24 protein-coding genes are annotated in these 24,013 nt (G+C 64.4%); 12 read left to right on the top strand and 12 right to left on the bottom strand.

The window, feature by feature from the left end:
- Positions 1-46 precede the first annotated feature (46 nt).
- Genes MFF55_RS04080 through MFF55_RS04070 form a run of 3 tightly spaced genes read right to left on the bottom strand, consistent with a single transcriptional unit; the run spans position 47 to position 2,288 of the window.
- Complete coding sequence (locus MFF55_RS04080; RefSeq protein WP_238242809.1) at positions 47-1,303, bottom strand: efflux RND transporter periplasmic adaptor subunit; 1,257 nt, start codon at positions 1,301-1,303, stop codon at positions 47-49.
- Positions 1,300-1,635: a DMT family transporter gene (locus tag MFF55_RS04075; RefSeq protein WP_238242808.1), complete on the bottom strand. Its 336-nt coding sequence runs from the start codon at positions 1,633-1,635 to the stop codon at positions 1,300-1,302. Before MFF55_RS04075 ends, MFF55_RS04080 begins: the two co-directional genes overlap by 4 nt.
- A complete protein-coding gene (locus MFF55_RS04070; RefSeq protein ID WP_238242807.1) occupies positions 1,632-2,288 on the bottom strand; it encodes a TetR/AcrR family transcriptional regulator in 657 nt (218 codons plus the stop codon). Before MFF55_RS04070 ends, MFF55_RS04075 begins: the two co-directional genes overlap by 4 nt.
- Here MFF55_RS04070 and MFF55_RS04065 point away from each other — a divergent pair.
- The 3 genes from MFF55_RS04065 to MFF55_RS04055 all read left to right on the top strand — a co-directional run bounded on the left by MFF55_RS04065 (position 2,209) and on the right by MFF55_RS04055 (position 5,303).
- Positions 2,209-3,039: a DUF3313 domain-containing protein gene (locus MFF55_RS04065; protein ID WP_306421378.1), complete on the top strand. Its 831-nt coding sequence runs from the start codon at positions 2,209-2,211 to the stop codon at positions 3,037-3,039. The genes MFF55_RS04070 and MFF55_RS04065 overlap by 80 nt on opposite strands.
- 80 nt (positions 3,040-3,119) lie before the next feature.
- Positions 3,120-3,908 (top strand): outer membrane protein, encoded by a 789-nt coding sequence (locus MFF55_RS04060; RefSeq protein WP_238242805.1) that lies wholly within the window; start codon positions 3,120-3,122, stop codon positions 3,906-3,908.
- Between the two features lie 348 nt (positions 3,909-4,256).
- Complete coding sequence (locus MFF55_RS04055; protein ID WP_238242804.1) at positions 4,257-5,303, top strand: cation:proton antiporter domain-containing protein; 1,047 nt, start codon at positions 4,257-4,259, stop codon at positions 5,301-5,303.
- Positions 5,304-6,182: 879 nt separating this feature from the next.
- Here the strand turns inward: MFF55_RS04055 and MFF55_RS04050 are convergent.
- On the bottom strand, positions 6,183-6,944 hold the full coding sequence (locus tag MFF55_RS04050; RefSeq protein ID WP_238242803.1) for an SDR family oxidoreductase: 762 nt from the start codon (positions 6,942-6,944) through the stop codon (positions 6,183-6,185).
- Positions 6,941-7,300, bottom strand: a complete 360-nt coding sequence (locus MFF55_RS04045) for a VOC family protein (RefSeq protein WP_283206699.1) — start codon at positions 7,298-7,300, stop codon at positions 6,941-6,943. The genes MFF55_RS04050 and MFF55_RS04045 overlap by 4 nt, the downstream gene beginning before the upstream one ends.
- A 100-nt stretch (positions 7,301-7,400) precedes the next feature.
- Here MFF55_RS04045 and MFF55_RS04040 point away from each other — a divergent pair, with 100 nt between their 5' ends.
- Complete coding sequence (locus MFF55_RS04040) at positions 7,401-7,973, top strand: TetR/AcrR family transcriptional regulator (protein WP_238242801.1); 573 nt, start codon at positions 7,401-7,403, stop codon at positions 7,971-7,973.
- 134 nt (positions 7,974-8,107) lie between these two features.
- Here the strand turns inward: MFF55_RS04040 and MFF55_RS04035 are convergent, their stop codons facing one another.
- From MFF55_RS04035 to MFF55_RS04025, 3 genes are all read right to left on the bottom strand, one after another.
- Entirely contained in the window at positions 8,108-9,193 is a 1,086-nt protein-coding gene (locus tag MFF55_RS04035; RefSeq protein ID WP_238242800.1) for a TIGR03032 family protein, read from the bottom strand.
- Positions 9,194-9,233: 40 nt separating this feature from the next.
- A complete protein-coding gene (locus MFF55_RS04030; protein WP_238242799.1) occupies positions 9,234-13,091 on the bottom strand; it encodes an Ig-like domain-containing protein in 3,858 nt (1,285 codons plus the stop codon).
- 222 nt (positions 13,092-13,313) lie between these two features.
- Positions 13,314-13,874, bottom strand: coding sequence for a hypothetical protein (locus MFF55_RS04025; protein WP_238242798.1), 561 nt, complete (start codon positions 13,872-13,874; stop codon positions 13,314-13,316).
- Positions 13,875-14,696: 822 nt separating this feature from the next.
- On the opposite strand from MFF55_RS04025, the gene MFF55_RS04020 reads away from it, so the two are divergent.
- Genes MFF55_RS04020 through MFF55_RS04010 form a run of 3 tightly spaced genes read left to right on the top strand, consistent with a single transcriptional unit; the run spans position 14,697 to position 18,425 of the window.
- Positions 14,697-16,127 carry an acetamidase/formamidase family protein gene (locus tag MFF55_RS04020; protein ID WP_238242797.1) on the top strand — a complete coding sequence of 477 codons (1,431 nt, stop codon included), beginning with the start codon at positions 14,697-14,699 and terminating at the stop codon, positions 16,125-16,127.
- A gap of 2 nt (positions 16,128-16,129) precedes the next feature.
- Positions 16,130-17,074 (top strand): metal ABC transporter substrate-binding protein, encoded by a 945-nt coding sequence (locus tag MFF55_RS04015; protein WP_238242796.1) that lies wholly within the window; start codon positions 16,130-16,132, stop codon positions 17,072-17,074.
- 22 nt (positions 17,075-17,096) lie between these two features.
- Positions 17,097-18,425 (top strand): metal ABC transporter permease, encoded by a 1,329-nt coding sequence (locus MFF55_RS04010; protein WP_238242795.1) that lies wholly within the window; start codon positions 17,097-17,099, stop codon positions 18,423-18,425.
- Positions 18,426-18,861: 436 nt separating this feature from the next.
- On the opposite strand, the gene MFF55_RS04005 is transcribed toward MFF55_RS04010, so the two are convergent.
- The gene (locus MFF55_RS04005; RefSeq protein WP_238242794.1) at positions 18,862-19,554 is read right to left on the bottom strand and encodes a hypothetical protein; all 693 of its coding nucleotides are present in this window, start codon (positions 19,552-19,554) and stop codon (positions 18,862-18,864) included.
- Positions 19,555-19,647: 93 nt separating this feature from the next.
- The gene (locus tag MFF55_RS04000) at positions 19,648-20,124 is read right to left on the bottom strand and encodes a MarR family winged helix-turn-helix transcriptional regulator (protein ID WP_238242793.1); all 477 of its coding nucleotides are present in this window, start codon (positions 20,122-20,124) and stop codon (positions 19,648-19,650) included.
- A gap of 114 nt (positions 20,125-20,238) precedes the next feature.
- Between MFF55_RS04000 and MFF55_RS03995 the strand changes: the two genes are divergently transcribed.
- The 5 genes from MFF55_RS03995 (at position 20,239) to MFF55_RS03975 (ending at position 22,741) form a co-directional block, all read left to right on the top strand.
- A complete protein-coding gene (locus tag MFF55_RS03995) occupies positions 20,239-20,487 on the top strand; it encodes a hypothetical protein (RefSeq protein ID WP_238242792.1) in 249 nt (82 codons plus the stop codon).
- Positions 20,488-20,807: 320 nt separating this feature from the next.
- Positions 20,808-21,176 (top strand): septal ring lytic transglycosylase RlpA family protein, encoded by a 369-nt coding sequence (locus MFF55_RS03990; RefSeq protein WP_238242791.1) that lies wholly within the window; start codon positions 20,808-20,810, stop codon positions 21,174-21,176.
- 122 nt (positions 21,177-21,298) lie between these two features.
- Positions 21,299-21,547: a hypothetical protein gene (locus MFF55_RS03985; RefSeq protein ID WP_238242790.1), complete on the top strand. Its 249-nt coding sequence runs from the start codon at positions 21,299-21,301 to the stop codon at positions 21,545-21,547.
- A 130-nt stretch (positions 21,548-21,677) separates the two neighbouring features.
- A complete protein-coding gene (locus MFF55_RS03980) occupies positions 21,678-21,956 on the top strand; it encodes a hypothetical protein (protein ID WP_238242789.1) in 279 nt (92 codons plus the stop codon).
- A gap of 257 nt (positions 21,957-22,213) precedes the next feature.
- On the top strand, positions 22,214-22,741 hold the full coding sequence (locus MFF55_RS03975; RefSeq protein WP_238242788.1) for a ComEA family DNA-binding protein: 528 nt from the start codon (positions 22,214-22,216) through the stop codon (positions 22,739-22,741).
- 409 nt (positions 22,742-23,150) lie between these two features.
- Here the strand turns inward: MFF55_RS03975 and MFF55_RS03970 are convergent, their stop codons facing one another.
- Entirely contained in the window at positions 23,151-23,528 is a 378-nt protein-coding gene (locus MFF55_RS03970) for a hypothetical protein (RefSeq protein WP_238242787.1), read from the bottom strand.
- Between the two features lie 52 nt (positions 23,529-23,580).
- Positions 23,581-24,013: methyl-accepting chemotaxis protein (locus MFF55_RS03965; RefSeq protein WP_238242786.1), on the bottom strand; the 433-nt coding region annotated here is incomplete at its 5' end.

Below are 24,013 nucleotides of genomic sequence, written 5' to 3'. Positions count from 1 at the left end.
ACCAAGATCGAGTGCGCTTCAGGCCGATAAGGATCGCCCTGCAGGATCAGTCCCGGGGGTCAGCGACGGCGGTGCGGACCCGAGCGCCTTCACGCACGAACCCGGCTGCACTCGACACCACCTGCTCGCCCGAGGCCAAGCCGTCGAGGACGGCGACCCGCCCCTCGGCACTGCGCCCAAGCTTCAGCTTACGGCGTTCGGCGCGCCCGTCGCGACCGACGACCAGGGTCGTCGCAAGGCCGTCGCGGACCTCGATGGCGCTCATCGGCATGGTCACCGCATCAACTTGGTCGGTGGTGATATCGGCACGCGCGTAGGCCCCGGGGCGCAAGCCAAAATCCGCTTTCAGCGACACGTAGACCGTGCCCATGCGCGTCCGACCCTCGACGAGAGGCGAAACGAGACGTACGCGGCCCTCCACGAGCCTGCCGTCCGCCAGGACCACGTGCGCGGCCTGTCCTGGCCTTACCTCGGCAAGGTCGAGGTCGGGGACCTCGGCGGCCATCTCGACCTCGCCGTCCGCGATGATCCGGAACAGCGGCTCGGTGGCCCATTGCTGGATGACGGCGCCGGGCTCCGCATTGCGCCTGGAGATCACGCCCGCCACCGGCGCCCGCACGACGGCCTTCTCGATCCGCGCCCGGGTCTCGGCCTTCACGGCTTCCGCATAGGCGAGCTCGGCCTTGGCGACCGTGACGGCAGCCTTGGCCGAGGCGAGGCGGGCGCGGGCCTGATCCACAGCACCGCGACGCTGATCGAACACCTGGGTCGAGATCGCATTCGAGCCCCGCAGCGACTCCGCCCGCTCGTAGTCGCCCAGCGCGACGCGCAGGTTCGCCTCGGCTTCGGGCACCGCGGCCTCGGCCTGCGCGACGGCGGCCCCGGCCTTGGCCGCGCCGGCCTCGTTCTGCGCGAGCTGCAGGCTCAGCAGGTCGGTGTCGAAGCGCAGGAGTACCTGGCCGGCCGTCACCCGGTCGTCGACGTCGGCGAGAACCGCCGCGACCTTGAATCCGCCGATCTCGAAGCCGACCGGCACCTCGCGCCGAGCGACGAGCGAGCCCGAGGCCGTCACTACGGTCGGAACCACGTCGCGCTGCGCGAAGGCGCTCGTCACGGTCAGCGGCGCGTCCGCCACCCTCCCGCCGGGACGCGGGCCGGCGGCCGGGTCGAGCGAGCCCGTGACCTCCTGCGCCTCGGCCACGTTCGCGGTCCCGTCGGGGGAGAACACAGCAGCGGCCGACAGTGCCAGGATCGTGGCCAGGACGCCGCCGGCGATTGGGCGGGAGCCGAAGGAGCGGTTCATGCGTGCGTGCCTTTGTTGGAAAGCAGCGTCAGGACCAGGGTCCCAGCCAGGATGAGGCCGATCCCGAGGTAGTCGGACGTTGAGAGCGCCTCGCGGAAGAAGAGGGCGCCAATGACGGCGGTGCCGGCGATGCCGGCTCCTGCCCAGATTGCGTTCATGGTGGCGATGGGCAGATCGCGCACGATGAGCGCCATCAGCCAGAACGTGAGCACGTAGGAGGTGATCATGATCACGGTCGGGACGGGTCTGGTGAACCCGTCCGACGCCTTGAGCGAGGTTGTTCCGGCCAGCTCGAACACGATGGCCACCGCCAGCAGGACGTAGGGGCTCATCGCTTCGCCGGGCCCGGGTTCAGGGGCGAGCTCGGGCGGGACCCCGCTTCGGGCAGGTCGCCGCTGCCGCCCGCCATCCGGTCGAGGGTAGCGAGTACTTGGTGGCGGTCTTCCGGCGTGAGCGGGGGCAGCCGCAACAGCTCGAATAAGGCGAGACCGTTGACGGCAAGCTCGATGATGGCGGCGGTCTCGAAGGGGACGTCGGACTGCTTCATGGCCTCGAAGCGCTGTCGGACGAGATCACGCAGCGGTGCCAGGTACTCCAAGTCGGTGGCTACGGCCGCGAGCAGGGCGGCGCTCAGCCGGTCGGCACCGGGATCATCCGCGGCGAGCTGGGCGATAGCAGCGCGCGAGCCTGCGCCGCGCGCATCCTCTCCGATTTCCCGAAGGAACTCGGTTTCCTGCGCGAAGCAGCGGGTGACGTAGCGGTCGACCATGGCGTGAAGCAGCGCCTCCTTGTTGGGGAAGTGGTAGAGAAGCCCGCCCTTGCTCACGCCGGCCTGCCGGTAGACCGCATCGAGCGTCAGGGCCTGTGCGCCGAGCGCGGCCACGACCTCCTCGGCCGCGGCCAAAATGTCGTCGCGAGCGTTCGCCCGGACGTTGCCCCGGGCGCCACGAGCGCCGGCGGAACCCTGCTTCAGCTCTGTTGTCATCGCTTCCTCCTGCCCTCTGCGAGGCCGTGCGCCTCGTTCAGAACGCAGCTTGACCAAACCATCTGGACTGTATAGTAGACCGACCAGACGGTATATGCAAGCCGGTCAAGCGATGCGAGGCGAACCGATGGTGTCCGAAGTGAGATACAGGCTGGGTTCCGCAGCTCTCTGGCTGAGCGTCGCCGTCGCGGCGGCGGGATGCGCGACCCAGGCCTCGACGCAGTCGGGCTTCCTTCGGGATTATTCGAGCCTGCGTCCCAGCTCCGACGGTTCGGACAAGATGAAGGCCCGTATCGCGCTCCAGGCGCCGGAAGCGGCGGTGCTCGCCCGCTATCGTGGCGCCTATCTCGATCCCGTCGTGATCACGGTCTCCGGACTCGACGCCGAGCAGACCACCGCGCTGGCGGAAGTCATGAACCGGTCCTTGGCCGAGGAGGTCGGCAAGACCTGGCCGCTGGTCGGAAGTCCGGGCCCCGGCGTGTTGCGGGTGCGCACGGCGGTCACGGGCGTGACCAAGGCCAATGTTGCCTTGAACGTCGCGATGACGGCCGTGGCCACGCCGCTCTCAAACGGTGGTGCGGCGGCCGAGGCCGAGGTCGTCGACGGGCAGACCGGACGCCGGGTCGCGGCCCTGACCTGGGCCGACGAGAAGCGCTTCTCCGGTCAGCTCGGCTTCTACTCCGAGACCGGACATGCCCGCGATCTCCTGCCGGAATTCGCTGCCGAGGTCGGCCGAATCATCGCCCGATAGCCGCTGCTCCAAAGCGGCGTGTCCTGGCGCGGTGACACCCTGTTCCCAGCAGAACTTGTCTCGCAGAAGGATCCGCTACGATGTCGATCTATGTCCCGGAACGCGTAAGCCTGCTTGTTGCCGGCATGCTCCTGGCCTCTCCGGCCTTTTCGGCCGACCTGCCGGTCCGGGCAGCGCCGGTGCTGCCGCCTCTGCCTCCGGTCTTCACCTGGACGGGGTTCTACGCCGGCGTGAACGGCGGCTACGGCTTCGACGCTGGCCGGCGCAGCACCGATCCCGTGTTCGTCCCGGGCGCCGGCGTGGTGTTCCCGAGCAACCGTCGCCGCGAGGGCGGCTTCGTTGGGGGTGGCCAGATCGGCTACCTGCAGCAGTTCACACCGGGTTCCGGCTTCGTCGTGGGTGTCGAGGGTGATGGGCAGTATGTCGGCCGCGAGCGCAGGCGAGGCCGTCTCGGTGGCGTCACGTTCGGGCGCAGAGACGACGACGGCGGGCTCGTGGCGACCTTCCGCGCCCGCCTCGGTTACGCCGTCGACCGCTTCCTCGTCTACGGGACGAGCGGTCTCGCCATTGGCGACCTTCGCCGCGATCCGGGCGCGGCCGGCTTCGCGCTCGTGCCGAACGGGCCGGCTACTTTCGACGGGCGCCGCGACCGCATCAAGACGGGCTTCGTGGCGGGCGCCGGCGTCGAGTATGCCGTCACCGATAACGTATCGGTCAGGGTCGAGGGCCTCTACGTCAACCTCGACGAGGGCAAGCGGCGCGCGACGACGGTGTTCGTGCCCGGCACTGCTGCGCCGGTGAATCTCCGGCGTCGCGGCGAGGATGGCGACATCGCCATCGTCCGCGCTGGCCTGAACTACCGCTTCTAAGGCCCACGCGGGATTTGACCGGCCCATCGCCGCTTGGACGCGCTCGAAGGGCGCAGGTTCTCCACGGTTGCCCGCGCAGGCTCCACATCCGAGTGACGCGCCGGCCCCCGTCGGATGGTCTTACGTGAAGGCCGGTTCACGAGTTGGACCGTCGAACCGTTCGATCATCCTAACTGCTCGTCGGACGCACGCACCCGTGCGACCGATCCTGCCCCGCCCGTCACGTACCGCCCCCCAGCGTGCCCGGGTGCCAGGCAAGGCTCGGTGACCTCCGACGGGGCCGGCCGCCGCGCCACCACATCTCCGGCGCCGGCGGCCGGCAGCCATCTCCGCGAAGAACGCCGACCCATGCCTCATCAGGAAGACGGCCTCTCGATCCTGCTCGTGGTGATGGCGGTCGCCCTCATCGTCGTGCCGGTGTTCGAGCGCCTCCGGGTGACGCCGGTGGCCGGCTACCTTGCCGCTGGGACTATCCTTGGCCCCTCAGTCATGAACGTCATCGCCGATCCCAAGGAGGCGATGACGTTCACCGAGTACGGTGTCGTGTTCCTGATGTTCTCCATCGGCCTAGAGCTCTCGCTGCGGCGCCTCGCCGTCCTGCGACGCGAGGTCTTCGGGCTCGGCACCCTCCAGGTCGTCCTGACGGCCGCCGCGCTCTTCGCGGTCTTCCATGACCTGGCAGGGGTACCCCTCAGGGAGGCGCTCGTGCTCGCCGGTGCCTTGTCGCTGTCCTCGACGGCGGTTGTGATGAAGCTCCTGCGCGACGAGGGCGACGGGACGAGCCGCCGCAGTCGCGTCGCTTTCTCGGTGCTCCTTCTCCAGGACTTGGCGGTCGTTCCCCTGCTCGTCCTGCTTCCCGTCCTGGCCGGGAGCGGAACGGGCCTCGCCGAAGCTCTGCTCCTCGCGATGGGAAAGGCCGTGCTGATGCTCCTGGCTGTCGTTGCGGTCGGTCGGTTCGCCGTCGAGCCTGCAATGCGGGTGGTCGCGGCATCGCGCGCGCGCGAGCTCTTCACCTTCGCCGTCCTTCTGCTCGTGCTCGGCGTCGGCTCACTCACGCAGGCGGGCGGGTTATCCTTCGCGCTGGGGGCACTACTGGCGGGACTGCTGCTCTCCGGCACGGACCTGCGCCATCGGGTCGAGGCCACCGTCGAGCCCATCCGTTCGGTGATGCTGGCCCTGTTTTTCGTCACGGTCGGGTCGATGATCGATGTCGACCTGATCCGTCGGGAGGCCCTGAACCTGATCCTCTTCCTCCTGACGGTTATGACCCTGAAGGCGGTCTTTCTGACGCTCCTCTGCCTCCTGTTCCGCCAGAGTCTCACCACAGCCCTGTGGGTGGGGGCAGCCCTCTCCCAGGCCGGCGAGTTCGCCTTCATCGTCGTCAAACTGGGGTAAGACTATCGCCTTGTCTCGGCGGAGGCCGCAAGCTTCATGGTCGTCGGCATCGGCCTCAGCATGGCTGCCACTCCGGTAATGACGGCTGCCGCAAGTCGCCTGCTCGACCTTGGACGTGACCCCAGTCGCACCGAGGAGAGCCGCGAACGCCAACGGACGTGAGAATTTGGACGACACTCTGAGCTACAACTGTCGCTGTCCGCCCTGCAGGACTCTGCGCGCATTCAGCCTTCCGTCACAATCTAAACTATGAAGCTTACATGACCTCCTAGTGGACGAGAATTCGGACGTCTGAGATCCAGAGAATTGCCGCCACCCTGCGAAGCGTGGCCGCACCGGGTATGACGCACAAGGACCCTATCGCCGCCGTGCCCGAGCAGCACCCGCAGGCCTCCAGAAGGAGATCGTGATGGCTGCCTTCTACGCACTGCTGGAGCGTCCCGACGCGAGTACGGACCGTGACCGTCAACTTCACGCCTTTGCTCTCGGTTAGCGCTCGGCCGACGAGGAGGACCCACCGATGCCGCTCAAGCTGAGCAAGAAGCGCAGGCGCAAAGAGGCATCGCACGTGATACCCTGAGAAGCTTAAGGCGACGGGAGCTCGCGTCGTCACAGAGCCGTCACGCGGATCCTGCATCACACGCCCTGTTCCCTCCCGAACCTATTGGCGCGTCCGGTCTGGACACCCATGGACCTTGTGACTTGCGGCACGAGCGCTCCCAAGGTCTCGTGCCGCCTTCACTGCCCAGGCACAAACGCCACCGCGCCTTCGAGGACAAGCTCCTATCGACTGCATCGCCCAGCGGCAGATCATCGGTTCGCGACCGCATTGTCGGGTGAGGTTAGGCCGGATCTCGGGCCCGAGTTGTCGTTCTCCGATTATTGATCGCCCTTGTTGACGATGTTCAGGAACAAGGCCGGCGATACACGGCTGCCGATCCTGAGCACGTTGGCCAGACCCACCGCGATCTCCGGCCGGCCCGCGTCCAGCCCTGCCATGGCGGCCGTCACGAAGGCATCGAGCGGCATCGCCCGAGGTGGCCGTCTCGCCAGACCCCGGTGCAGGTCGGTCTCGACCACCGGCGGGATGATCTCGACCACCTCGACAGACGTCCGCGCGAGTTGCCGACGCAACGAGACGGTGAAGCTGTGCACGGCCGCCTTCGTGGCCGAGTAGATCGGCGCGGCCGCCAACGGCACGAAGCCGAGGCCGGAGCCCACGTTGATTAGCCGTGCCGCCCCTTGCTGCCGGAGCAGCGGCAGGAAGGCATTCGTGACGTAGAGCAGACCCTTGAGGTTGACGTCGACCTCGGCACCCAGGGCGAGCGGATCGTGCGGTTCTAACGCGGCAAAATCGACGAGGGTCTGAACGCCGGCATTGTTGATCAGGGTGTCGAGGCTTGGGTGGCGCGCGCCGATTCGACCGGCCAGGGCGGCCACCTGAATGGGGTCGGCCACATCAACGACCTCGATCTCCATGCCAGGATGCTTCGAAGCGACGGCTTCGAGGCGTTCGCGGGTGCGGCCTGCGATTACAACCCTGGCACCTCTCTGGTGGAAGGTTGAGGCCAGACCTGCGCCGATGCCTGAGCCCCCGCCCGTGATGAGGACAACCGAGGCCGTGTACTTGGACCCGCTCACGCCTGCCCCTCCGAGGTCAGAGCGGCGAACAGGTCGCCTCGACTGCCGTCCGGGTCGCTCAGCATCGCGTAGCGCTGGCCCCAGAACGCAACCCAGGGCGCCCGCCGGCCCTCGTAGCCTGCAGCGGTGACACGCCCGTAAGTCGCGTCAACCTCGTTCGGGCTGTCGCAGCGATAGGCGAAGGTGACACGCTGGCCGACCAGTGTCGGCCAGTGCGGGTTGACCGGCCCGACCATCCCCTCGGTCAAGAAGCCGAGCGTCGAACCGCCCGGCGTCGCTATCTGGATCTGAGGCTCGTTGTCTGGGCCGTCCGGCACGGGAAGTCCGAGCGTTCGATAGAACGCCCATATCGGCAACGACGATGTCGATGGGGTGGGGAACGACGGCCATGGACGAACGGTTCCTTGTCAGCACGCGAGTGAAACGGTACCGTATCGTATGTCCGAGTCGAGACATATGGGACGCCCTCGTAGCGAAAGTTCGCGCGAAGCCATTCTGGAGGCAGCGTTCAAGCTCTTGGTCGAGCGAGGTTATGGTGGCTTCGCGATCGAGGTGGTCGCGTCCGCAGCGAGATGTGGGAAGACCACCGTCTATCGTTGGTGGCGGTCAAAGGCTGAGCTGGCCGTAGACGCGTTCTTCCACGCCACCCGAGAAGAGCTGCGGCTGCCCGACACGGGTTCTGCGCGCGAGGACTTCCGCAGCCAGATCCTGGAACTCGGCGTGCTTCTGCGAGGCGAGCGCGGGCAGGCACTTGCCGCGATGCTGGGCGGGGCCCGGACCGATCCAGCGCTGGCGAAGGCTTTAGGGCAGCGGTGGCTGGAACCGCGCCGGCGCTGGGGATTCGAGCGCATGAGCCACGCTGCGGCTACAGGTGAGCTGCGCCCGGGTGTAGAGCCGACCGCAGCCTTGTCCCTGCTTTATGGTCCGCTCTACGCGCCACTGCTGTTCGGGGGCGAGATCCCGGCGGCAGATGCCATCAGGGCCTATCTCGATCTCGCCTGCGTCGGCATCTTCGTCGACTCAGGCTGATGTTGGGCTTGATTGTCTATGACAAGCGTCCCGCCGCTCAGACATCTTCTCCAAACCCGCCATCGCAGTTGATGCGCACCTTCATGCGATGGCACCGTCAGGCGCGCTCGATTGCTGAGGCGACCCAGCTTTCCTCAGGTCACCTCAACGGAGATCGTCCTGCGGATCTCGTCGGACTTGAAGCCGATCATCGCTGGGCGGCGGATGCCCGGCAACGCCACGACGTCGTAGAGCTCGGACACCACCCCCTCCAGCCGCAGCCAATGCACCACGTCGCCCGTTTGCGTGTCGATCAGGTAGAGCGCACAGCGCGGCACGGCCCGCTCTGCCTCCAGCCGCGCCTGCAGCGGCAGCCCGGCAAAGGTGCGGTTGCCGCGTGGCTCCGACAGACCCACGATCGCGAATCGGCCAAGGAAGCTCAGTCCCCGCAGGTAGCCCGGGCAGAAGGCGATCGGTGCGAAGCGAGCAGTGGCGAGATCCACCCGACCGAACTCGCCCGTGCCGGAGTTCAGCACGTAGAGCACGCCCTCGTGCAGGCGGGGCGAGTGCGGCATCGACAACCCACGGCAGACGATGCGGTTCTCCGCGACATCGACGACCACGCCGCCGCCCGTGCGGTGCTCGCGCCAGGCATCCGCCAGATCCGTCTCGGCCACCGCCGTGGCGTAGGCCGGCCGGCCCTGCCCATCCATGGCAAAGCCGTTGAGGTGGCAGCGGTCCTCCGGCGCCAGCCGCGAGACGAAGGGCGGGCGCCACACGGGCCGGAAGGAGTGCGTCTCACTCACCGTCGCCAGGCAGGAGAACAGCGTGTTGGCAAACACGATGCGGCCTGTCGCGTCGATGGCGACATCGTGCGCGTCCACGTCCCCCGTGTAGTGAGCGACCTGCGGCACGAACACAGCGTCGGTGCCGTCGCTCGTGAGCACGCCGTTGGCGGCATCGACGAAGGTGGTGATCTGGATCATCGAGGCGAGCACGAGCCGGCGGCCGTCGAAGGCCAGGCCCATCGGCCGCTCGATCGAGCGCTCGAACACCGACAGCTTGCTCCCACCGGCTTGCGTGCCGACGAGGAAGACCTTGCCGCTCTGGTAGGTGGTGAACGCCAGGCTGGCGCCGGCCTCCGCAAGCCAGCTCACGAACTGGCGCGAGGTCGTGATGGCAAGCGGCGGCTCAGGCGTGGCGGGCTGACCACTCGCCGCGCCGTTGAGGCTCTCCGTCATGCTCAGCCCGTTCCCGCTCACCTGGCCGTCTGCGCTGAGGCTAGAGGACGGTGATCCCGTTCTCGACGGCAATCTGCCCGAGGAGCGTTGTCCCCCGCTGAAGACTCCAAATGTCGAAGGTACCGCCTGGCGTGCCGTCGAGACCGACATCGCTGCCCGTCTGGCTCCAGAGCGCGGCCACGGTCGGCCCTGCACCATCCGGATCGAAGTCGCGCAGATCCAGGGTGTCGCCGACATCCGCTGTGACCACGAGGCTGTTGTGGCTCGCAGCACCTGTAAAGGTGGCATTGGGCGTGTCGGAGAAGCGGAAGACCTCCTCGGCGTAGAGCACCAGGGTGTCGTTGTCGGAGCCGGAGAAGTCGAAGGCCTCGATGCCCTGGAGGCGCTCGCCGACATCGCTGCCGAGGTCGAACAGATCGGTGCTGCTTGTCCCAGCAAAAGCAAGCGTGTCGGTGCCAAGGCCACCATCGACGGAGCGGAAGCCGAGGTCGCCGACGCTGAGGCGATCGTCGCCGGCTCCGCCTCGCAACACGTCCGCGCCACCGCCGCCGGTGAGCACGTCGTTGCCCGCCCCGCCGATCAGGACCTCGGCTGCTGCCGTGCCGACGGGACTCACCGGCCCCGCATCGCCACCGAAGGCACCGCCGAACACCACATAGCCGGCACCGGCGTCCGACCGTCCGCTCGGATCGGCGAAGAACGCTCCAACGACAAGATCGGCAAAGCCGTCGCCGTTGACGTCACCGGCTGCACACACGCTGCGGCCGCTCTGATCGCCCGCCGTCGCGCCGTCGATCTGGAAGCCGGCAGGGCCGAGATTGGCGAGATTGATGTCGCTGAGCGCAGCACCGCCGAACACGACATAGCTCGTACCAGCATTGCCAAGCCCATTCGGATCGGCGCCGTTTGCCCCGACGAGAAGGTCGGCAAAGCCGTCGCCGTTCACATCGCCCGCTGCCGAAATGCCGGTGCCGCTCTGGTCGAGGGTCGCACCACCATCAATGCGAAAGCCGGCGGCGCCGAGGTTGTCGAGGTCGATGTTGACCGGCGCGGCGCTTCCGAACACCACGAAGCTTGAACCGGAACGGGTCAGTCCGTTTGGACTAGCAGACCTTGCGCCGATGATCAGGTCTGCAAAACCGTCGCCGTTGACATCTCCTGCAGACGAGAGGCTGGAACCAGTGAAGTCATTCGTGTTGCTGCCGTCGATGCGAAAGCCTGCGGAGCCGAGGTTGGCGAGATCGATATTGACGGGGGCGACACTCCCGAAGACCACGTAGGTCGAACCGGCGGCGCTTCCGCCGCCAGGATCGGCATAGGGTGAGCCGACGACGAGGTCGGCAAGGCCGTCGCCGTTGATGTCTCCCGCCGACGATACGCTGAAGCCGCTCTGATCGACTGCGGCTGCACCGTCGATGCGGAAGCCGGCTGAACCGAGGTTGGCAAGATCGACGTTCACCGGCGTTGCGCTGCCGAACACCACGTAGCTTGAGCCGGCGACGTTCCGCCCGCTGGGGTCAGCACCGAAGGCACCGACGATAAGGTCGGCAAAACCGTCGCCGTTCACATCGCCGGCATCCGACACGCTGACACCAGCGCGATCCTGTGTCGCCGCACCATCGATGCGAAAGCCGGCAGAGCCGAGATTGGCAAGGTCGACGTCGACAGGTGTAGCACTGCCAAACACCACGTAGCTCGAGCCAGCGCTTGTCGCGTTGTTCGGATCAGCCACAGGTGCGCCGACGATCAGGTCAGTGAAACCATCGCCGTTGACGTCACCGGCAGACGAAACGCTGCTGCCGCTTGCGTCACCCAACACCGCACCGCTGATGCGGAAGCCGGCTGAACCGAGGTTGGCGAGGTCGACGTTGCTGGGTGTGGCGCTGCCGAACACCACGTAGCTCGAACCGGCGCCGTATCGACCATTTGGATCGCTACCAGCGGCATCGACGATGAAGTCGGCAAAGCCGTCGCCGTTCACATCGCCTGCGTCTGATACGCTCTCGCCGGCGTAGTCGCGGGCTGCCGCACCATCGATGCGGATGCCGGCATCGTCGAGGTTGCCCAGGTTTACACTCGCGGACATAGCAAAGCTGAGGCTTGCCGCAGCATCACCGGCGTTGCCGACCGCGTCCGCGTAGGCGCTCGCGGCCACCGCAATGCTGCCCGTGCCGCTGAAGCCGACAGCCGGCCGGACGACAGCAGTGTAGGTCGTCGGGCTCGTCTGCGTCAGCGAGCCCGCAACCAGAACCAAGCCCGCCGAGAGCGTAACATCGGCCTCGCCGAACCCGACAGGCGCCTCCGTGAATGTGAACGTCAGCAGCGCCTGGTCGCCTGGCGTGAGCGCCGCATCGTCCGTGGTGATCGACAAACCTGGGTTGAGCCGGTCGATCGCGACGCTGGCCGCGTTCGAGGCAAGGCCTGCGTTGCCGGCCAGGTCCGCGTAGGTGTCCGCTGCCACCAACACCGTTCCCGGTGCGGTCGCCCCGTCTGTGGCGGTGAACTGAGCCATGTAGGTGCGCCCGCTCGGATCCGCAGAGTCGAGGACGAGGCCCGAGAGTGTGCCGCCGCCGACGGTGACGTCGCTGCTCTCGAAGCCAATCGGCGACTCAGAGAAGGTGAAGGTCACCGTCGCAGCCGGATCGCCATCGTCGAGGGGACCTGCCTCGTCGAAGATGATGCTCAGGGCTGGTGCTGTGGCATCGATCGTGGCCGCGAGGGGAGACGAGGCAGGACCGTTGTTGCCGGCAGCGTCGGTTGCGGTCGCGGTGAAACCGTAGCTGCCGTCAGCCAGTGCGGGTGAGGTGTAGCTCCAGCTGCCGGCAGTATCGGCTGTCGTGGTGCCGACGACCATACCGTCCCGCAGAACAGTGACCGCGGCACCTGCTTCGGCCGTGCCGGTCAGTGTGGGCGTCGCGTCGCTGGTCAGCCTATCGCTCGCCGTGCCGGTGTCGTCGGCAACGCCCGTGATCGTTGGGGCCGCGGGTGGTGTAGTGTCCACCGTCACGACCAAGGGCACTGAGACCACGCTCGTGTTGCCGGCCGCATCCGTGGCCTGTGCCGTAAAGCTGTAGCTGCCGTCCGCCAGCGCGGGCGAGGCATAGCTCCAATTACCGGTACCGTTCGCTGTGACCGCGCCGATAGCAATGCCATTGCGCAAAATGGTCACCGCCGCGTTCGCCTCCGCCGTACCGGTTAGCGTCGGCGTTGTGTCGCTGGTCAGACCATCGCCCGCCAAGCCGCTTTCGTCTGCAAAGCCGGTGACGGTCGGCACCGCTGGCGGCGTGGCATCCACCACAACCGTCAGCGCTGCCGAGGCCACCCCCCTATTGCCGACGGCATCCGTGGCGGTGACGATGAAGCTGTAGCTGCCATCCACCAGAGTGGGCGAGGCGTAGCTCCAGTCGCCAGCGCCGTCCGCCAGCACGCTGTCCACCGCCACGCCGTTGCGAAGGATCGTGACGGTGCTGTTGGCCTCGGCCGTACCTGCCAGCGTTGGTGTGGTGTCGCTGGTCAGCCTATCGCTCGCCGTGCCGGTGTCATCCGTGAAGCCGGTGAGAGTGGGGACTGCGGGCGGCGTGGCATCCACTGCCAGGCTCAAGGCTGCCGAGCCCGCGCCGACATTGCCCACCGCATCCCCATAGCCGCCCGCCGCCACAGCCACCGTGGCGCTGCCCGCAAAGCCGGCCACCGGCTCCAGCACGGCCGTGTAGGTCAGCGCATCCACCTGACCAAAGGAGCCCGCGCGCAGGCGCAGGCCCGCCGAGAGCACAAGGTCCTCCGCTCCAAATCCAAGCGGCGCCTCCGTGAAGCGGATCGTCAGGAGCGCGTCGTCGCCGAGGTTCAGCGCCGCATCGTCAACACTGAGCGTGGAGACAGGCGCCTCGGCGTCGGCCACGCCGGTCCGGCCCTCGGCAAAGCCGAACTGGATGAAGTGCCGCGTCGCCGCCTCCAGGTCGCTGCCGAAGGCCGCGCGCAGGTCAGCATAGCGGGCGAGGTAGGCCTCAGGATCGAAGCTGTCGGCGCGCCCCTCTGCCCGTCCAAACTGGATGAAGTGCTGCGCACCAAGATCCGCGTTCGCGCCAAACGTCGTGATCAGGTCGGCATAGGAGGCGATGTACTACAGGCCGTCGAAGGTGGTGGCCCGGCCCTCGAAGCGGCCGAACTCGATGAAGTGCTTGGCGCCAAGATCATCGTCCGGCCCGAAGGCGGCACTCAGGTCGGCATAGGAGGCGATGTACTCCAACCCGTCGAAGTTGACCGTCCGTCCCTCGAAGCGGCCGAAGGTGAGAAAGTGGCTGGAGGCGCCGTTGATGAGGGCGCTGTCGTTGATGCTGGCGCCGAAGGTGGTGGTCAGGTCGGTGTAGGAGGCGATGTACTCGAGCGCGTTGAAGGTGACGCTGCGGCCCTCCAGACGACCGAATGTGAGGAAGTGGCGTGCGCCCGCTTCCCCGTCCTGGCCGAGGACGGCAATCAGGTCGGGGTAGGAGGCGATGTACTCGAGCCCGCTGAAGCTGACGACGCGGCCCTCGGCCAGGCCGAAGGCGTTGTAGTGATCGACACCACTCTTAGAGGATGGGCTAAGGCTTTGCGTGAGATCAGGGTAGGAGGCGATGTACTGCAGCGCGTTGCGGCCGTCGCTGACGCTGTCCTTACCGGGCGGGTAGACGGCAACAGGCATAGCGAGATCCTCGGCATGGATCCGCGCCGTTCCTTCAGGCGGTCGACACGACGCGGTAAGCTAGGCTATTTGCTAGATACCATGGCTGTGTCGCAAGGTGATCAGCACGACTGCACAGCTCACGCGAAATTGATCGGCTGTGTTGCAAGGCAGCGCGCTGCAGAAGGATGGATGGCGAGCGACCTTTGCAAGACTTCGTAGGGCGGAGCTGCCCAGCCGACCTCGGTATCCTGGGCAAAGCCTCCCACCTTCGTTGTGTCTACTTTACCGCACCTGCGCCAAAGGCGGATCGTTGGACACCGCCTCCGGACCGCTGGATGTTCGGGTCTGATCAGACAACCCGGAAGCGGACATTCTCAATGTCTGAGATGGGTGGCAACCGGACTTTGGCCATACGCCCGGAAGCGGAGATTCCGCCTCTGCCCGCAACTCAACCGTCGAAGCTAGCTCGAGCGGTTCCCCAAGGTAGACGTTCTCCCGTCCTTGTTTTCGCAACGCACTAGCTCTTCGCATCTTTGCCGACCGGGGCACTTTGCAACCCCATGAAGATGTCGTCCTCCTCTGCCTCCAAACCCTTGGAAGCAACACGCCACAACTCCACCGCGGGTAGGTCACTCTCGACAGCAGCTGTTAGAAGACCAAGAAATTAGCTGGTACCGAGGGAAACCTTGTTGACGAAGGTCCATATCGGTTTACGCTCAAGCTGGTTGGCGAGCACCTGAGTTCTTGTGCTGTCTTGGCCTATAATTCGTCCAAAGGACTATGGGAATGCGAAAATCCAGCTCGGTAGCGGTGGTTGCTAGCGTAGGCATAAGTCTCGCTATGGTGAGCGGCGTGGAAGCGCAGGGTTCACCTCCTGCTTTGTCCACCCCACAGACCCAACAAGATGCTGGCGATACAAAGAAACAAGAACAGCTTCCTGGGGCAGCCAAAGACGCAACGCAAGGACAGACACTGCGGCCTACACAGCCGACGGTCGCTACACAACCTGACCTTCAGAACTCCAAAACCTTTCTTCCGTTTGTTTACGGCCCTTTGGGGCAGCCTGGGATGAAGGCGGAAGGGAGCGGGGGACAGCCCACCACCTACTTGCTCTCTGCGACGCCTGCCACGACGCAATGGGGTTGGTTCGACAATGCCGAACCGCCCGTGCTGCGCATCCGCTCTGGTGACACGGTCGTCATGGAAACCATGATGCACTCGCACAACCAGCTCGTACCAGGCATCACCATCGAGCAGGTGAAGAAGACCCGCACCGACTATCCTGGCCGTGGGCCACACTCGTTGACCGGACCGATCTACGTCGAGGAAGCAGAGCCAGGTGATGTGCTCCGAGTTCGTATCAACAAGGTCGTGCCACGAGCCTACGGCATGAACTTCAATATACCTGGCATGTTTGGCCAATTCCCGAAGGAGTTTCCGGAAGGTCAGATCAAGTTCTTTTATCTTGATCTTGAAAAGATGCAAACTGAGTTTGCACCAGGTATTGTCATTCCGCTGAAGCCTTTTCCCGGAACCCTCGGCGTTGCTCGCGCTGAGCCTGGACGCTACTCATCAGTTCCGCCAGGAAGGTTCGCGGGTAACCTCGACATCCGCGAGATGGGCGAAGGCGCGACACTATATGTGCCGGTATTCGTCAAAGGTGCGCTTCTCTGGTCAGGCGACTCTCATGCCGTTCAAGGCAATGGCGAAGTCAACCTGACGGCGCTTGAGACCGCTTACAAGGAGTTGAACCTTACGATCGACGTACTCAAAGGGCAGCAGCTTGAATGGCCGCGCATTGAGACACAAACTGACTGGATCACGATTGGTTATGATGAGGACCTCAACAGGGCACTCGACCTGCTTAAGGCTGAAACCACCAAATTTTTGATCGAGCAACGCAACGTGCCTCGCGAGCAGGCGCAGCAAGCAATGCTGGATGGTTGGAACTGTCCCATCTCAGAGGTCGTCAACATCGTCAAAGGCACCTACTGCATGATCCCGAAGGCGGCGAATGCGGCACGACCAGCGCCCCTCCCAACTCAGGAGACTGCAGAAGCCTTCGTGACCGTCGATCGAAATGCTCATCTCGGAAAGGCAATGGATGGAGCCTCGATGGCGATGATCAATGCCCTCGTTGAGAAGAAGGGCTTGTCGCGACTTGATGCCTATGGCCTTGTCAGCATGACAATGGACTGCCGAATTGCTCCTCACTCTGAGGGCGATAAGGTTGTCCACTGCATGGTGCCAAAAAGCCTCTGGACAAAGTAGGTATGGCTTGCCTCGCAGGATGGGCGCAGAGATGCGCGGCCATACTCGCCGCGCTCGTCCTTACACTTGCCGGGCTGCCGCTTGTTGAGGAGGCCAGGGCTGAAGTCCTCGTCGTCGTTACGACGCCCGATTTAAAGAGCATCACAGAAGCTGTGTCAGGAGGGGCTGTACGGGTTGAAAGTCTGGTTCAACCTGGCGCGGACGCAGAAGCATTTGTGCTGCGCCCGAGCCATGTCGCGCTGATACGCGACGCTGCTCTCGTGGTACGGATCGGGCTCGGCTATGACGAGTGGCTAGATAAGCTCCTTCGACAAACCGGCGATGCACGACCGGTACGCGAAGGACGCATTCTTGATCTCTCGACCGATATCGCTTTGCTGGAGGTGCAGTCTCGCAGCATCGAGGCGCGCTCTGGCCATGCCCACGGCGCAGCAAACCCGCATTATTGGCTCGACCCTGAGAACGCAGAGGCGATGTCAGCGCGTATCGCCGAAGCGGTCGGACGTGTAGTACCAGAGATGAAGAATACCATAACCGCTGCTCAGGTTCGCTTCTCTACAGACCTGACGCGGCGATTGAAGGGCTGGGTAGCAACTCTCAGCCCTTTCCAAGGGGCAGCGATCGTCGCCTATCACAATAGTTGGCCCTATTTCGCGCGCCGCTTTCGTCTCAACATCGTGGACCTGATAGAGCCTAAGGAAGGTGTTGCCCCGAGCCCTGCGCGTCTCGCCAGCTTGGCCGGACGCATGCGTGCGAGCCGTGCGCGCGCCATCCTGCATGAACCCTTTGAGCCCTTGGAGCCCTCTCGCTACTTGGCAGAACGTACAGGCGCACGCGTCGTGGTGCTCGCCTCCTCGGTGGGTTCGGTTCCGGAGGCGACAGATTACCTAGCTCTGTTCGACGTCAACGTCGACCGCCTCGCTAAAGCTCTGGCCGAGGCTCAATAAGCCGCGAAGAGCTGAGATCCTCATGTCAGACCTCGTCGCGCTTCTTCTCACGCCATTTTTGGCCGCTTGCCTATTTGTCGGCATGCACACTTGGCTTGGCCTACAAGTCTTGCGCCGCAAGGTCGTCTTTGCAGACCTCGCCTTGGCGCAGTTGTCAGCACTTGGTGGCACGATTGCAGTCGCAGTCGGGCATCCGCCTGGTAGTCTTGGTGGGTTCGGCTACGCGTTCGCCCTGACTCTCTTCGGTGCGGGAGTTCTGACCCTTACTCGACGCGTCTCCGCCCAAGTCGGCCAAGAGGCAGTCATCGGTATCGTTTATGTCGTTGCAACCGCCGTCGCAATCTTGGTGGTCGATCGATCGCCGCAAGGTGCCGAACACGTCAAACGCATGCTGGTTGGCGACATCCTGACCGTAAGCGTTCCCGATCTCCTGAAACTCTTACTCATTTACGGGCTGGTTGGGTTGTCTCATGCGCTGTTTTACCGGCAGCTGCTCACGACCGCAGCGAACAGTGCCGTGTTGCCTGGCAGGAAGTCCACCATGCTATGGGACTTCCTGTTTTACGCCACCTTCGGGCTGGTGGTGACCAGCTCAGTTGCACTTGCTGGCGTGCTGCTCGTGTTCTCCTTCCTGATCATTCCTGCTGTGATCGGCTTCCTGTTCTCCACAAAAATTACCGTAGCACTTGGGCTTGGCTGGAGCGCCGGAGTCGTTGCTAGCCTTTTAGGATTTACCGCTTCTGTTACATTCGATTTGCCAACAGGAGCAACAATGGTGGTCACCTTTGCTGGGACATTGCTTGTTGCCGCAATTTTGAAAGTCCTTTTCTTCGCAGCCCCCACATCGAAGCGTCTGAACCGATGGCGGCTAGCAGTGGCGTCCGGGATCACAATCCTCGTCGCCGTGTTTGCCCAAGGGATGTGGCTGATGATCCACCCCGCAGGCGACCAGCCTCTGCTTGCTTTTGTCGAAGACAAAATGGGACTCGGACCCGAGCTCTTCTTGTCTGAGGCTGAACGACGTGTGTTTCACGAGGCGTACCAGACAGAGCGGCACCACCGAGCCGAGGTTGAGCGTTTAGGGCAGTTGGAGCGTGACGCGCGATGGCGGGGACAGATGCTGCGCGAGGACGAGCTGCGGCGAGCCTCCTCATTTCAGCAGACATACAACGAGATGGGCCGTGGAGAACGCTTCGTCCAAGACCATCTGCGCGCCTTGGCGCGCCGGCGTGGACGGTGGATTGTTGGCATCCCTATTACGGCATTATCAAGCTTGGGGCTTTACCTCCTGTATTGCGCTTGGCGACCCAACTTTGCAGCAGGCAGATCACAAACATTGGTGGAGACCTGATCATCGTTCTTGAGAGGGTAAGCCTCTACCGACGGACGAATTATCAACCTGCAGTCCAGTCGAAGCGCAGCGGCAAAGACGCCGATGAAGCGTTCAGCTGCGCGACCCGCGCCGGCTGCGCTGCTTCCGCACACCTAACGTAGCAATGTTGTAGCACCGTCGGAAGAAAGCAGCTTTTTCCGGTCAGAGAGCGCGAAGCGAGGATGTCGGTATGAGCCAATCTGGCCATCAAGCCGGACTGGACGGCTGTTCCGAACCAGACATTCGTTCAACCAGCCGAACGTCGTAGAAGGGTGGAAAGCGGATTGAGGCTCTATGTCCCGAAGCAGCCGTTCAGCTTCCAGTCGTTGGCCCGCCGCGCAGCAACACGCTCACGACAATCGCGAGCAGCAGCGTGCCCAGCAAGACCTTTGACATCGTGGCCTTTGACAGCCGCCTACGGGTTTATGGGGCCGGGATAGATGACGCGTATGCCGGCGGTTTGCAGCGGTGCAGGCGCGGCGATCAGCGACGGCACGGCCTTCAGCACGGCCATCTGCTTCTTCGCTTCAGCAGGCGTCATCGCCCCGATGGGCACCACCAGCGCGCTCAACAGCGCGCGAGTGCGGCGATCCACGAATTCCGAGCGTCCGATGCTCTCAAAATCCTTGACCGAGTGCAGCTTGTTGGGCTGACCCGTGAACACCCGTGCGCCGTCTTTCAGCACCACGATGTCACCAGGCCGCAGCGTCGGGTCTTTCAGGAGGGCAGCCGCTGCACCCCTACTCATGTCGAGGGGCACCTGACGATCGCTACGATCGCTGATGCGGATCTTGAGCGGCTCCGACTTCGGCTTGGGCAAGGCCGCGTAGCGGATGCTCGGACGCCGACGCTGGCTCTCACGCGTTGCGGAGCGACGCGCCGCGTACTCGCGCCACGTCAGCGTTCGTGCCTGTGGGATGGTGGCCGCCAGCGGCGACGCGGGCTGAACCGCTTGCTCATGCGGGGCCGGCGAGAACAGGCGCTGGAACAAGCCTCCACCCCCATCCTGGGCCAAGCCAACCGTGCTGCCCGCCCCAAGCATCAGACCAGCTGTGGTCACGACCGCAAGGCTGCGACGCAGATCGAGGTGAGCACGGATCCGCGTCATGACCTCTCCAGAGCAAACAGCCACGCCAGTGGCCGAATGATCCTCTTAACTGGAGCCAAGCGCAGCAGTTCCGCGCCGACGCTCATGCGGGCCTCAGAGGCCAGCACCCTCAGCGGTCTGAGCTTTACCCGCCATGGCACGCAGGGCTTGAGTCATCTCATCGACCTGCTCACGCAGCGCCTGGATCGGCGCCTCGGTCACGCCAAGCGAGCACACCAGGCTCTGGCGCACCCCCGCCACCTTCCAGCGCAGCTGCTGTCCTTGCTCCGTCAGCTCAACCCGCAACTGACGCTCGTCGGCAGGATCGCGACCACGATGGATGTAGCCGGATGCCTGCAAGCGCTTCAGAAGCGGCGTCAGGGTGCCTGAGTCCAGATGCAGGCGGGCGCCGATCTCCTTCACGCTCACCCCCTCCTTCTGCCAGAGCGCGAGCAGGACCAGGTATTGCGGGTAGGTCAGCCCGAACGGCTCGAGCAGGGGCTTGTAGGCCGCCGTGAAGGCGTGCGCGGCCGAGTAGACGGAGAAGCAGAGCTGTTGCTCCAGGGGCACGATGTCATCTGTCTTGCTCATAGGCGCACCATACACGCGACGAAAGCGATGCCATAGTTGTTTATGGGATTGCACTCAAACAATTAGCACACTAAGCGTTAGGCAACGATCGCAAAGATCGACGAGGGGGCTGACATGACGCGCATCACCACATCTACTCTGACGCTGGCTGCTATCCTGGGCACATCGGCAGGCCTTGCTGCCGTGGCGACCCCGCTGCTCGCCAGCCCCGACCAGATCCATACGCCTGCTGCCACAAAGCCCGCTCCGGTGCAGCCCAAGTCCGTTCTGGTTCAGATCAACACTGCGCCTCTTCTAGCGACGGGTCGTGACGGCCAGCGCACAGTGCGTGTTGTGTATGCCGGCCCCACCACGTCCCGGTGAGCTGCATGAGCACGCTTTCCGCTCCCAGCCTCGCTGCGGATCAGCCGCAGTCGCTGTCCCGCGCAGCCTTCGGCTTCTTGGGCTCGACCGTGCTGATGGTTCTGCTCCTGACCGCGATCGCTTGACCCCAGCGCTTGGTAGTTTCCAGGTGCTTGTCTGGCATTCAGAGTACTTCTCTGATCTTTCCTGCTGACCGCTGCGTGTCGGCAGCCAAATATGTGGCGGTCTTCCAGCTCGAGTCGCCACATTGTGGTCACCCATACTGTCGCCGCAATCCGCTTCATTTTGCAGCCTCGTTGGATACACAACGAGAAAGCCTGATGAACGCAAAGATTGTACTCGCGACGATTGCTCTGACTGCCGCTTCCGCTGGTGCTGCGACCGAGGCTCAGGCCGACACGGCTGCACGAGGTCAGGCGGGGATGGCGTCCTGGTACGGTCCCGGCTTCCACGGCAAGCGCACCGCCAACGGTGAGCGCTTCAACACGCATGCCCTGACCGCTGCCCATCGCACGCTGCCCTTCGGTGCGCGGGTTCGCGTGACCAACAAGACGAATGGGCGCTCCATTGTGGTGCGCATCAACGACCGTGGGCCCTTCATCGGTGGTCGCGTGATCGATCTCTCCAACGCCTCTGCCCGCGCTATCGGCGTGTCGGGGGTGGCAAAGGTTGTCGTCGCACGCCTGTAACCAGAACAAGCTGTACGCGTCAGCGGGAGGGCCGACGCTGGTTCGCCCAGCCTGTGAAGGGATCCTCAACCCTGCTGGCACACGCGATTGGGCGATCGAGGGGCGTGCTGGGTTGCTGGAGCATGGATGCTCCCGTCATCATCCCGCGTCTTCGCTCCTTGTCCCGGCTCTCGCCTCGCGACGCCGACGTCGTGCTGCGTCTGATCGAGCAGCACCTGATGCTCGCCCCCGTCACGTCGCAGAGCCAACATGGCTTGCGCCGCTTGCGCGTCTACCGGCGCGCACTCGGGCTGCCGCCAAGCCTCTCAATGCAGGAAGAGGCTGAAGCAGTCCCGGCGACTACGCCATCCCCCTCTCGCTACCTCGGCTGACCGCCCCCTTCAGACCCAGATCATCGCTGCGACCGTTTGAGCCACAAGGCATAGCGCAATATCCGCTTGCACGCTAACGGTTAGGCTTCTAAGGATTGGTTAACGATAATTCGACTGACAGGGGGCTGTCATGACGCGCTGCGCTTCACCACTCACACTCGCGGCCACCATGGGCCTTGCGGCCGGGCTGACTGCCTACGTCTCGCTGTCGCTGGTGGCTGCGGGACACGCCGATCCTATCCAGGCCACGCCCGCTCTCACGCGCCTCAGCCAGGTCTCGGTGCGGGCCACGCCAGCGAGCGTCATCGACCGCGAGGGCAGGCAGGTCCTGCAGCAGGCTGCCATGCAGGATGCTCCTGTGCGTGTGGCCCGGGTCATCAACCCCTCGCACGACAGCACGGTGCGCTGAGGCTGCTCCGATGCCTGTGCTCTGCGCTTCTGTACTCGACAGCGATCCGGCAGGTGCTGCTCTGCTGCGGGCGGTGTTCCAGGGCTATGCATGAGCAGGCCAGAGCTTGGCTCGGCTTGCTCTGGGCTGGGGCTGCGACAATGCTAGGGCTCGGGCACGCCTCAACAGCCTGCCTTCTCTGAGCGGCGGCCTGCCGCCTTCCGCCATTTATTCAAAGTAGCCGCTCCAGGCTGTCCCATCTCAAGGTCCCTCGCATCATGAGCAAGCTTGCTGTCCCCTGGGCCATGCCGATCTCGGGCCTGTTGGGTCTTGGTGCGGTCGCGCTGCTTGCTGCGGCCGCGCCTAAGCTCGGCAACGCGGCCGGTCAGGGACCTGCGGCAGGTCAGGCGGTGCGCACTCCGCTCGCTGCGCCGGTCGTTCGTTCTGCCACCAGCGCCGTCTCGCCTGCACTGGTGCCGAGCCCCACTGCTGCCGTGCCCCAGGTGAGTGGGGCGCCCACGGCGCTGTCGCTGAGCGGTCAGCTGTCGACGGTCAACCATGGGTTAGCGGCCATACCGTCCAGCGACATCGCGGCTGCATCCGGTGTCGCCTCAGCGTCAGGTCTGCGGCTCGATCTGAGTACGGCAGGGATCAGCGAGCTTCGCAAGCTTCCGCAGATCACGCGGGGCCGGGCTTACGCCATTGTGCGGGGCCGGCCCTACAACAGTGTTTCGGATCTCATCGAGCGCAAGGTCATCTCGCGCCACGCCTACCTCGCAATCAGAGACAAGGTCGAGCTGCGTTGAACACCGGTTGGGAGGGTCGGCTACGAACGCTCGGTGACGTTCCAGCACCCCTCTGCCACCCGGCTCCCACTTGGCCGGCGTCTTACTCCTCATCCGCCGCTGACCATCCTGCCTCAATTTGACAGGAGCTAGGCTTGAGACCGGGCTCTAATCGCGCTGACGCCTGGTGACACGTGGTGGGCCGCCATGGAGCCCGGCCGTCCGATCGACGCGCCGGACTTCGCAAGTTCCGATCTTCTTTGGCACCACACCGACGTTTCTGCTCAGAACGCTACGCTCACAACGGACTACACAGCGAATTGCACCTAAGTCTCGGCAGTCGGCGATCATCTTAGCAATTCAGAGCCTGTGGCAAAGCGCGAGGACATAGTAGCGCTCTTGTCGTCAGTCTTCTCAGCGATGAACGCTATCACGCGCAGCCATGACTGGAGCTTACCGATGCTTCCCGCAGCAATTCCACAGCCTCGTCCAATTTCGAAATTGTAATCTTCATTGAAAGAATATAATTCGATACTTGATTTAGGTTTTTATTAAGCATCCGAAATGCTTCATTTGTTTCTGATTGAAATCCGACAGATCTATCAAGATCGGTATAATTGGTTGCTTGCACTACGACAGCCTCGCGCAATCCAACACTCCGAGCACCGAGTTCCGCTCGTCTAACCGATTGCAAAAACGCATCGAGCGTTGTCTGCAGCTCAGTAAGCTGATGGAAGCGAAATCTCAGCTCTGCTCGGACCCTCATGGCATCTTGTAGCGCGTTGGCTTCACGAGAGAGGTCGAACATAACTTGTCCCTCGTGAAGCATGGCCCTGGCACCTTCCTGATCAGTCCAGAGGTTACGCAGCTTTGACGTTGGCGAGGAAGCTGGCGACTTCCTGCGTCAGGCTCTCGGAATGGCGCGAGAGCTCCTGGGCCGCGCTCAGCACCTGGGACGCGGCCGCACCCGTCTGACCGGCACCCTGACGCACATCGGAGATGTTGGTCGTCACTTGCTCGGTGCCGCGCGCCGCCTCCTGCACGTTGCGGGTGATCTCGAGCGTGGTCGCACCCTGCTCCTCCATCGCCGCCGCGATCGCCGCCGCGTAGCTCGACATCTCGTCGATGATCCGACTGATCGCCTCGATGTCGCCCACCGCCTCCTGCGTCGCCGCCTGGATCTCGGTGATCCGCTCGCCGATCTCGCTCGTCGCCTTAGCGGTCTGGCCCGCCAGCTCCTTCACCTCGGTGGCGACCACCGCAAACCCCCGTCCCGCCTCGCCGGCGCGCGCC

Origin of the sequence: Methylobacterium iners (genome assembly GCF_022179305.1) — a bacterium.
Lineage (GTDB): Bacteria > Pseudomonadota > Alphaproteobacteria > Rhizobiales > Beijerinckiaceae > Methylobacterium > Methylobacterium iners.
This window is presented reverse-complemented; position numbering and strand designations above follow the sequence as displayed.

What these genes read in the sequence shown, in the direction of transcription:
- MFF55_RS04080 (WP_238242809.1), bottom strand. Translation starts at nt 1,303, where the DNA reads ATGAACCGCTCCTTCGGCTCCCGCCCAATCGCCGGCGGCGTCCTGGCC.
- MFF55_RS04075 (WP_238242808.1), bottom strand. Translation starts at nt 1,635, where the DNA reads ATGAGCCCCTACGTCCTGCTGGCGGTGGCCATCGTGTTCGAGCTGGCC.
- MFF55_RS04065 (WP_306421378.1), top strand. Translation starts at nt 2,209, where the DNA reads ATGTCGTCGCGAGCGTTCGCCCGGACGTTGCCCCGGGCGCCACGAGCG.
- MFF55_RS04070 (WP_238242807.1), bottom strand. Translation starts at nt 2,288, where the DNA reads ATGACAACAGAGCTGAAGCAGGGTTCCGCCGGCGCTCGTGGCGCCCGG.
- MFF55_RS04060 (WP_238242805.1), top strand. Translation starts at nt 3,120, where the DNA reads ATGTCGATCTATGTCCCGGAACGCGTAAGCCTGCTTGTTGCCGGCATG.
- MFF55_RS04055 (WP_238242804.1), top strand. Translation starts at nt 4,257, where the DNA reads ATGCCTCATCAGGAAGACGGCCTCTCGATCCTGCTCGTGGTGATGGCG.
- MFF55_RS04040 (WP_238242801.1), top strand. Translation starts at nt 7,401, where the DNA reads ATGGGACGCCCTCGTAGCGAAAGTTCGCGCGAAGCCATTCTGGAGGCA.
- MFF55_RS04035 (WP_238242800.1), bottom strand. Translation starts at nt 9,193, where the DNA reads ATGACGGAGAGCCTCAACGGCGCGGCGAGTGGTCAGCCCGCCACGCCT.
- MFF55_RS04025 (WP_238242798.1), bottom strand. Translation starts at nt 13,874, where the DNA reads ATGCCTGTTGCCGTCTACCCGCCCGGTAAGGACAGCGTCAGCGACGGC.
- MFF55_RS04020 (WP_238242797.1), top strand. Translation starts at nt 14,697, where the DNA reads ATGGTGAGCGGCGTGGAAGCGCAGGGTTCACCTCCTGCTTTGTCCACC.
- MFF55_RS04015 (WP_238242796.1), top strand. Translation starts at nt 16,130, where the DNA reads ATGGCTTGCCTCGCAGGATGGGCGCAGAGATGCGCGGCCATACTCGCC.
- MFF55_RS04010 (WP_238242795.1), top strand. Translation starts at nt 17,097, where the DNA reads ATGTCAGACCTCGTCGCGCTTCTTCTCACGCCATTTTTGGCCGCTTGC.
- MFF55_RS04005 (WP_238242794.1), bottom strand. Translation starts at nt 19,554, where the DNA reads ATGACGCGGATCCGTGCTCACCTCGATCTGCGTCGCAGCCTTGCGGTC.
- MFF55_RS04000 (WP_238242793.1), bottom strand. Translation starts at nt 20,124, where the DNA reads ATGAGCAAGACAGATGACATCGTGCCCCTGGAGCAACAGCTCTGCTTC.
- MFF55_RS03995 (WP_238242792.1), top strand. Translation starts at nt 20,239, where the DNA reads ATGACGCGCATCACCACATCTACTCTGACGCTGGCTGCTATCCTGGGC.
- MFF55_RS03990 (WP_238242791.1), top strand. Translation starts at nt 20,808, where the DNA reads ATGAACGCAAAGATTGTACTCGCGACGATTGCTCTGACTGCCGCTTCC.
- MFF55_RS03985 (WP_238242790.1), top strand. Translation starts at nt 21,299, where the DNA reads ATGGATGCTCCCGTCATCATCCCGCGTCTTCGCTCCTTGTCCCGGCTC.
- MFF55_RS03980 (WP_238242789.1), top strand. Translation starts at nt 21,678, where the DNA reads ATGACGCGCTGCGCTTCACCACTCACACTCGCGGCCACCATGGGCCTT.
- MFF55_RS03975 (WP_238242788.1), top strand. Translation starts at nt 22,214, where the DNA reads ATGAGCAAGCTTGCTGTCCCCTGGGCCATGCCGATCTCGGGCCTGTTG.
- MFF55_RS03970 (WP_238242787.1), bottom strand. Translation starts at nt 23,528, where the DNA reads ATGTTCGACCTCTCTCGTGAAGCCAACGCGCTACAAGATGCCATGAGG.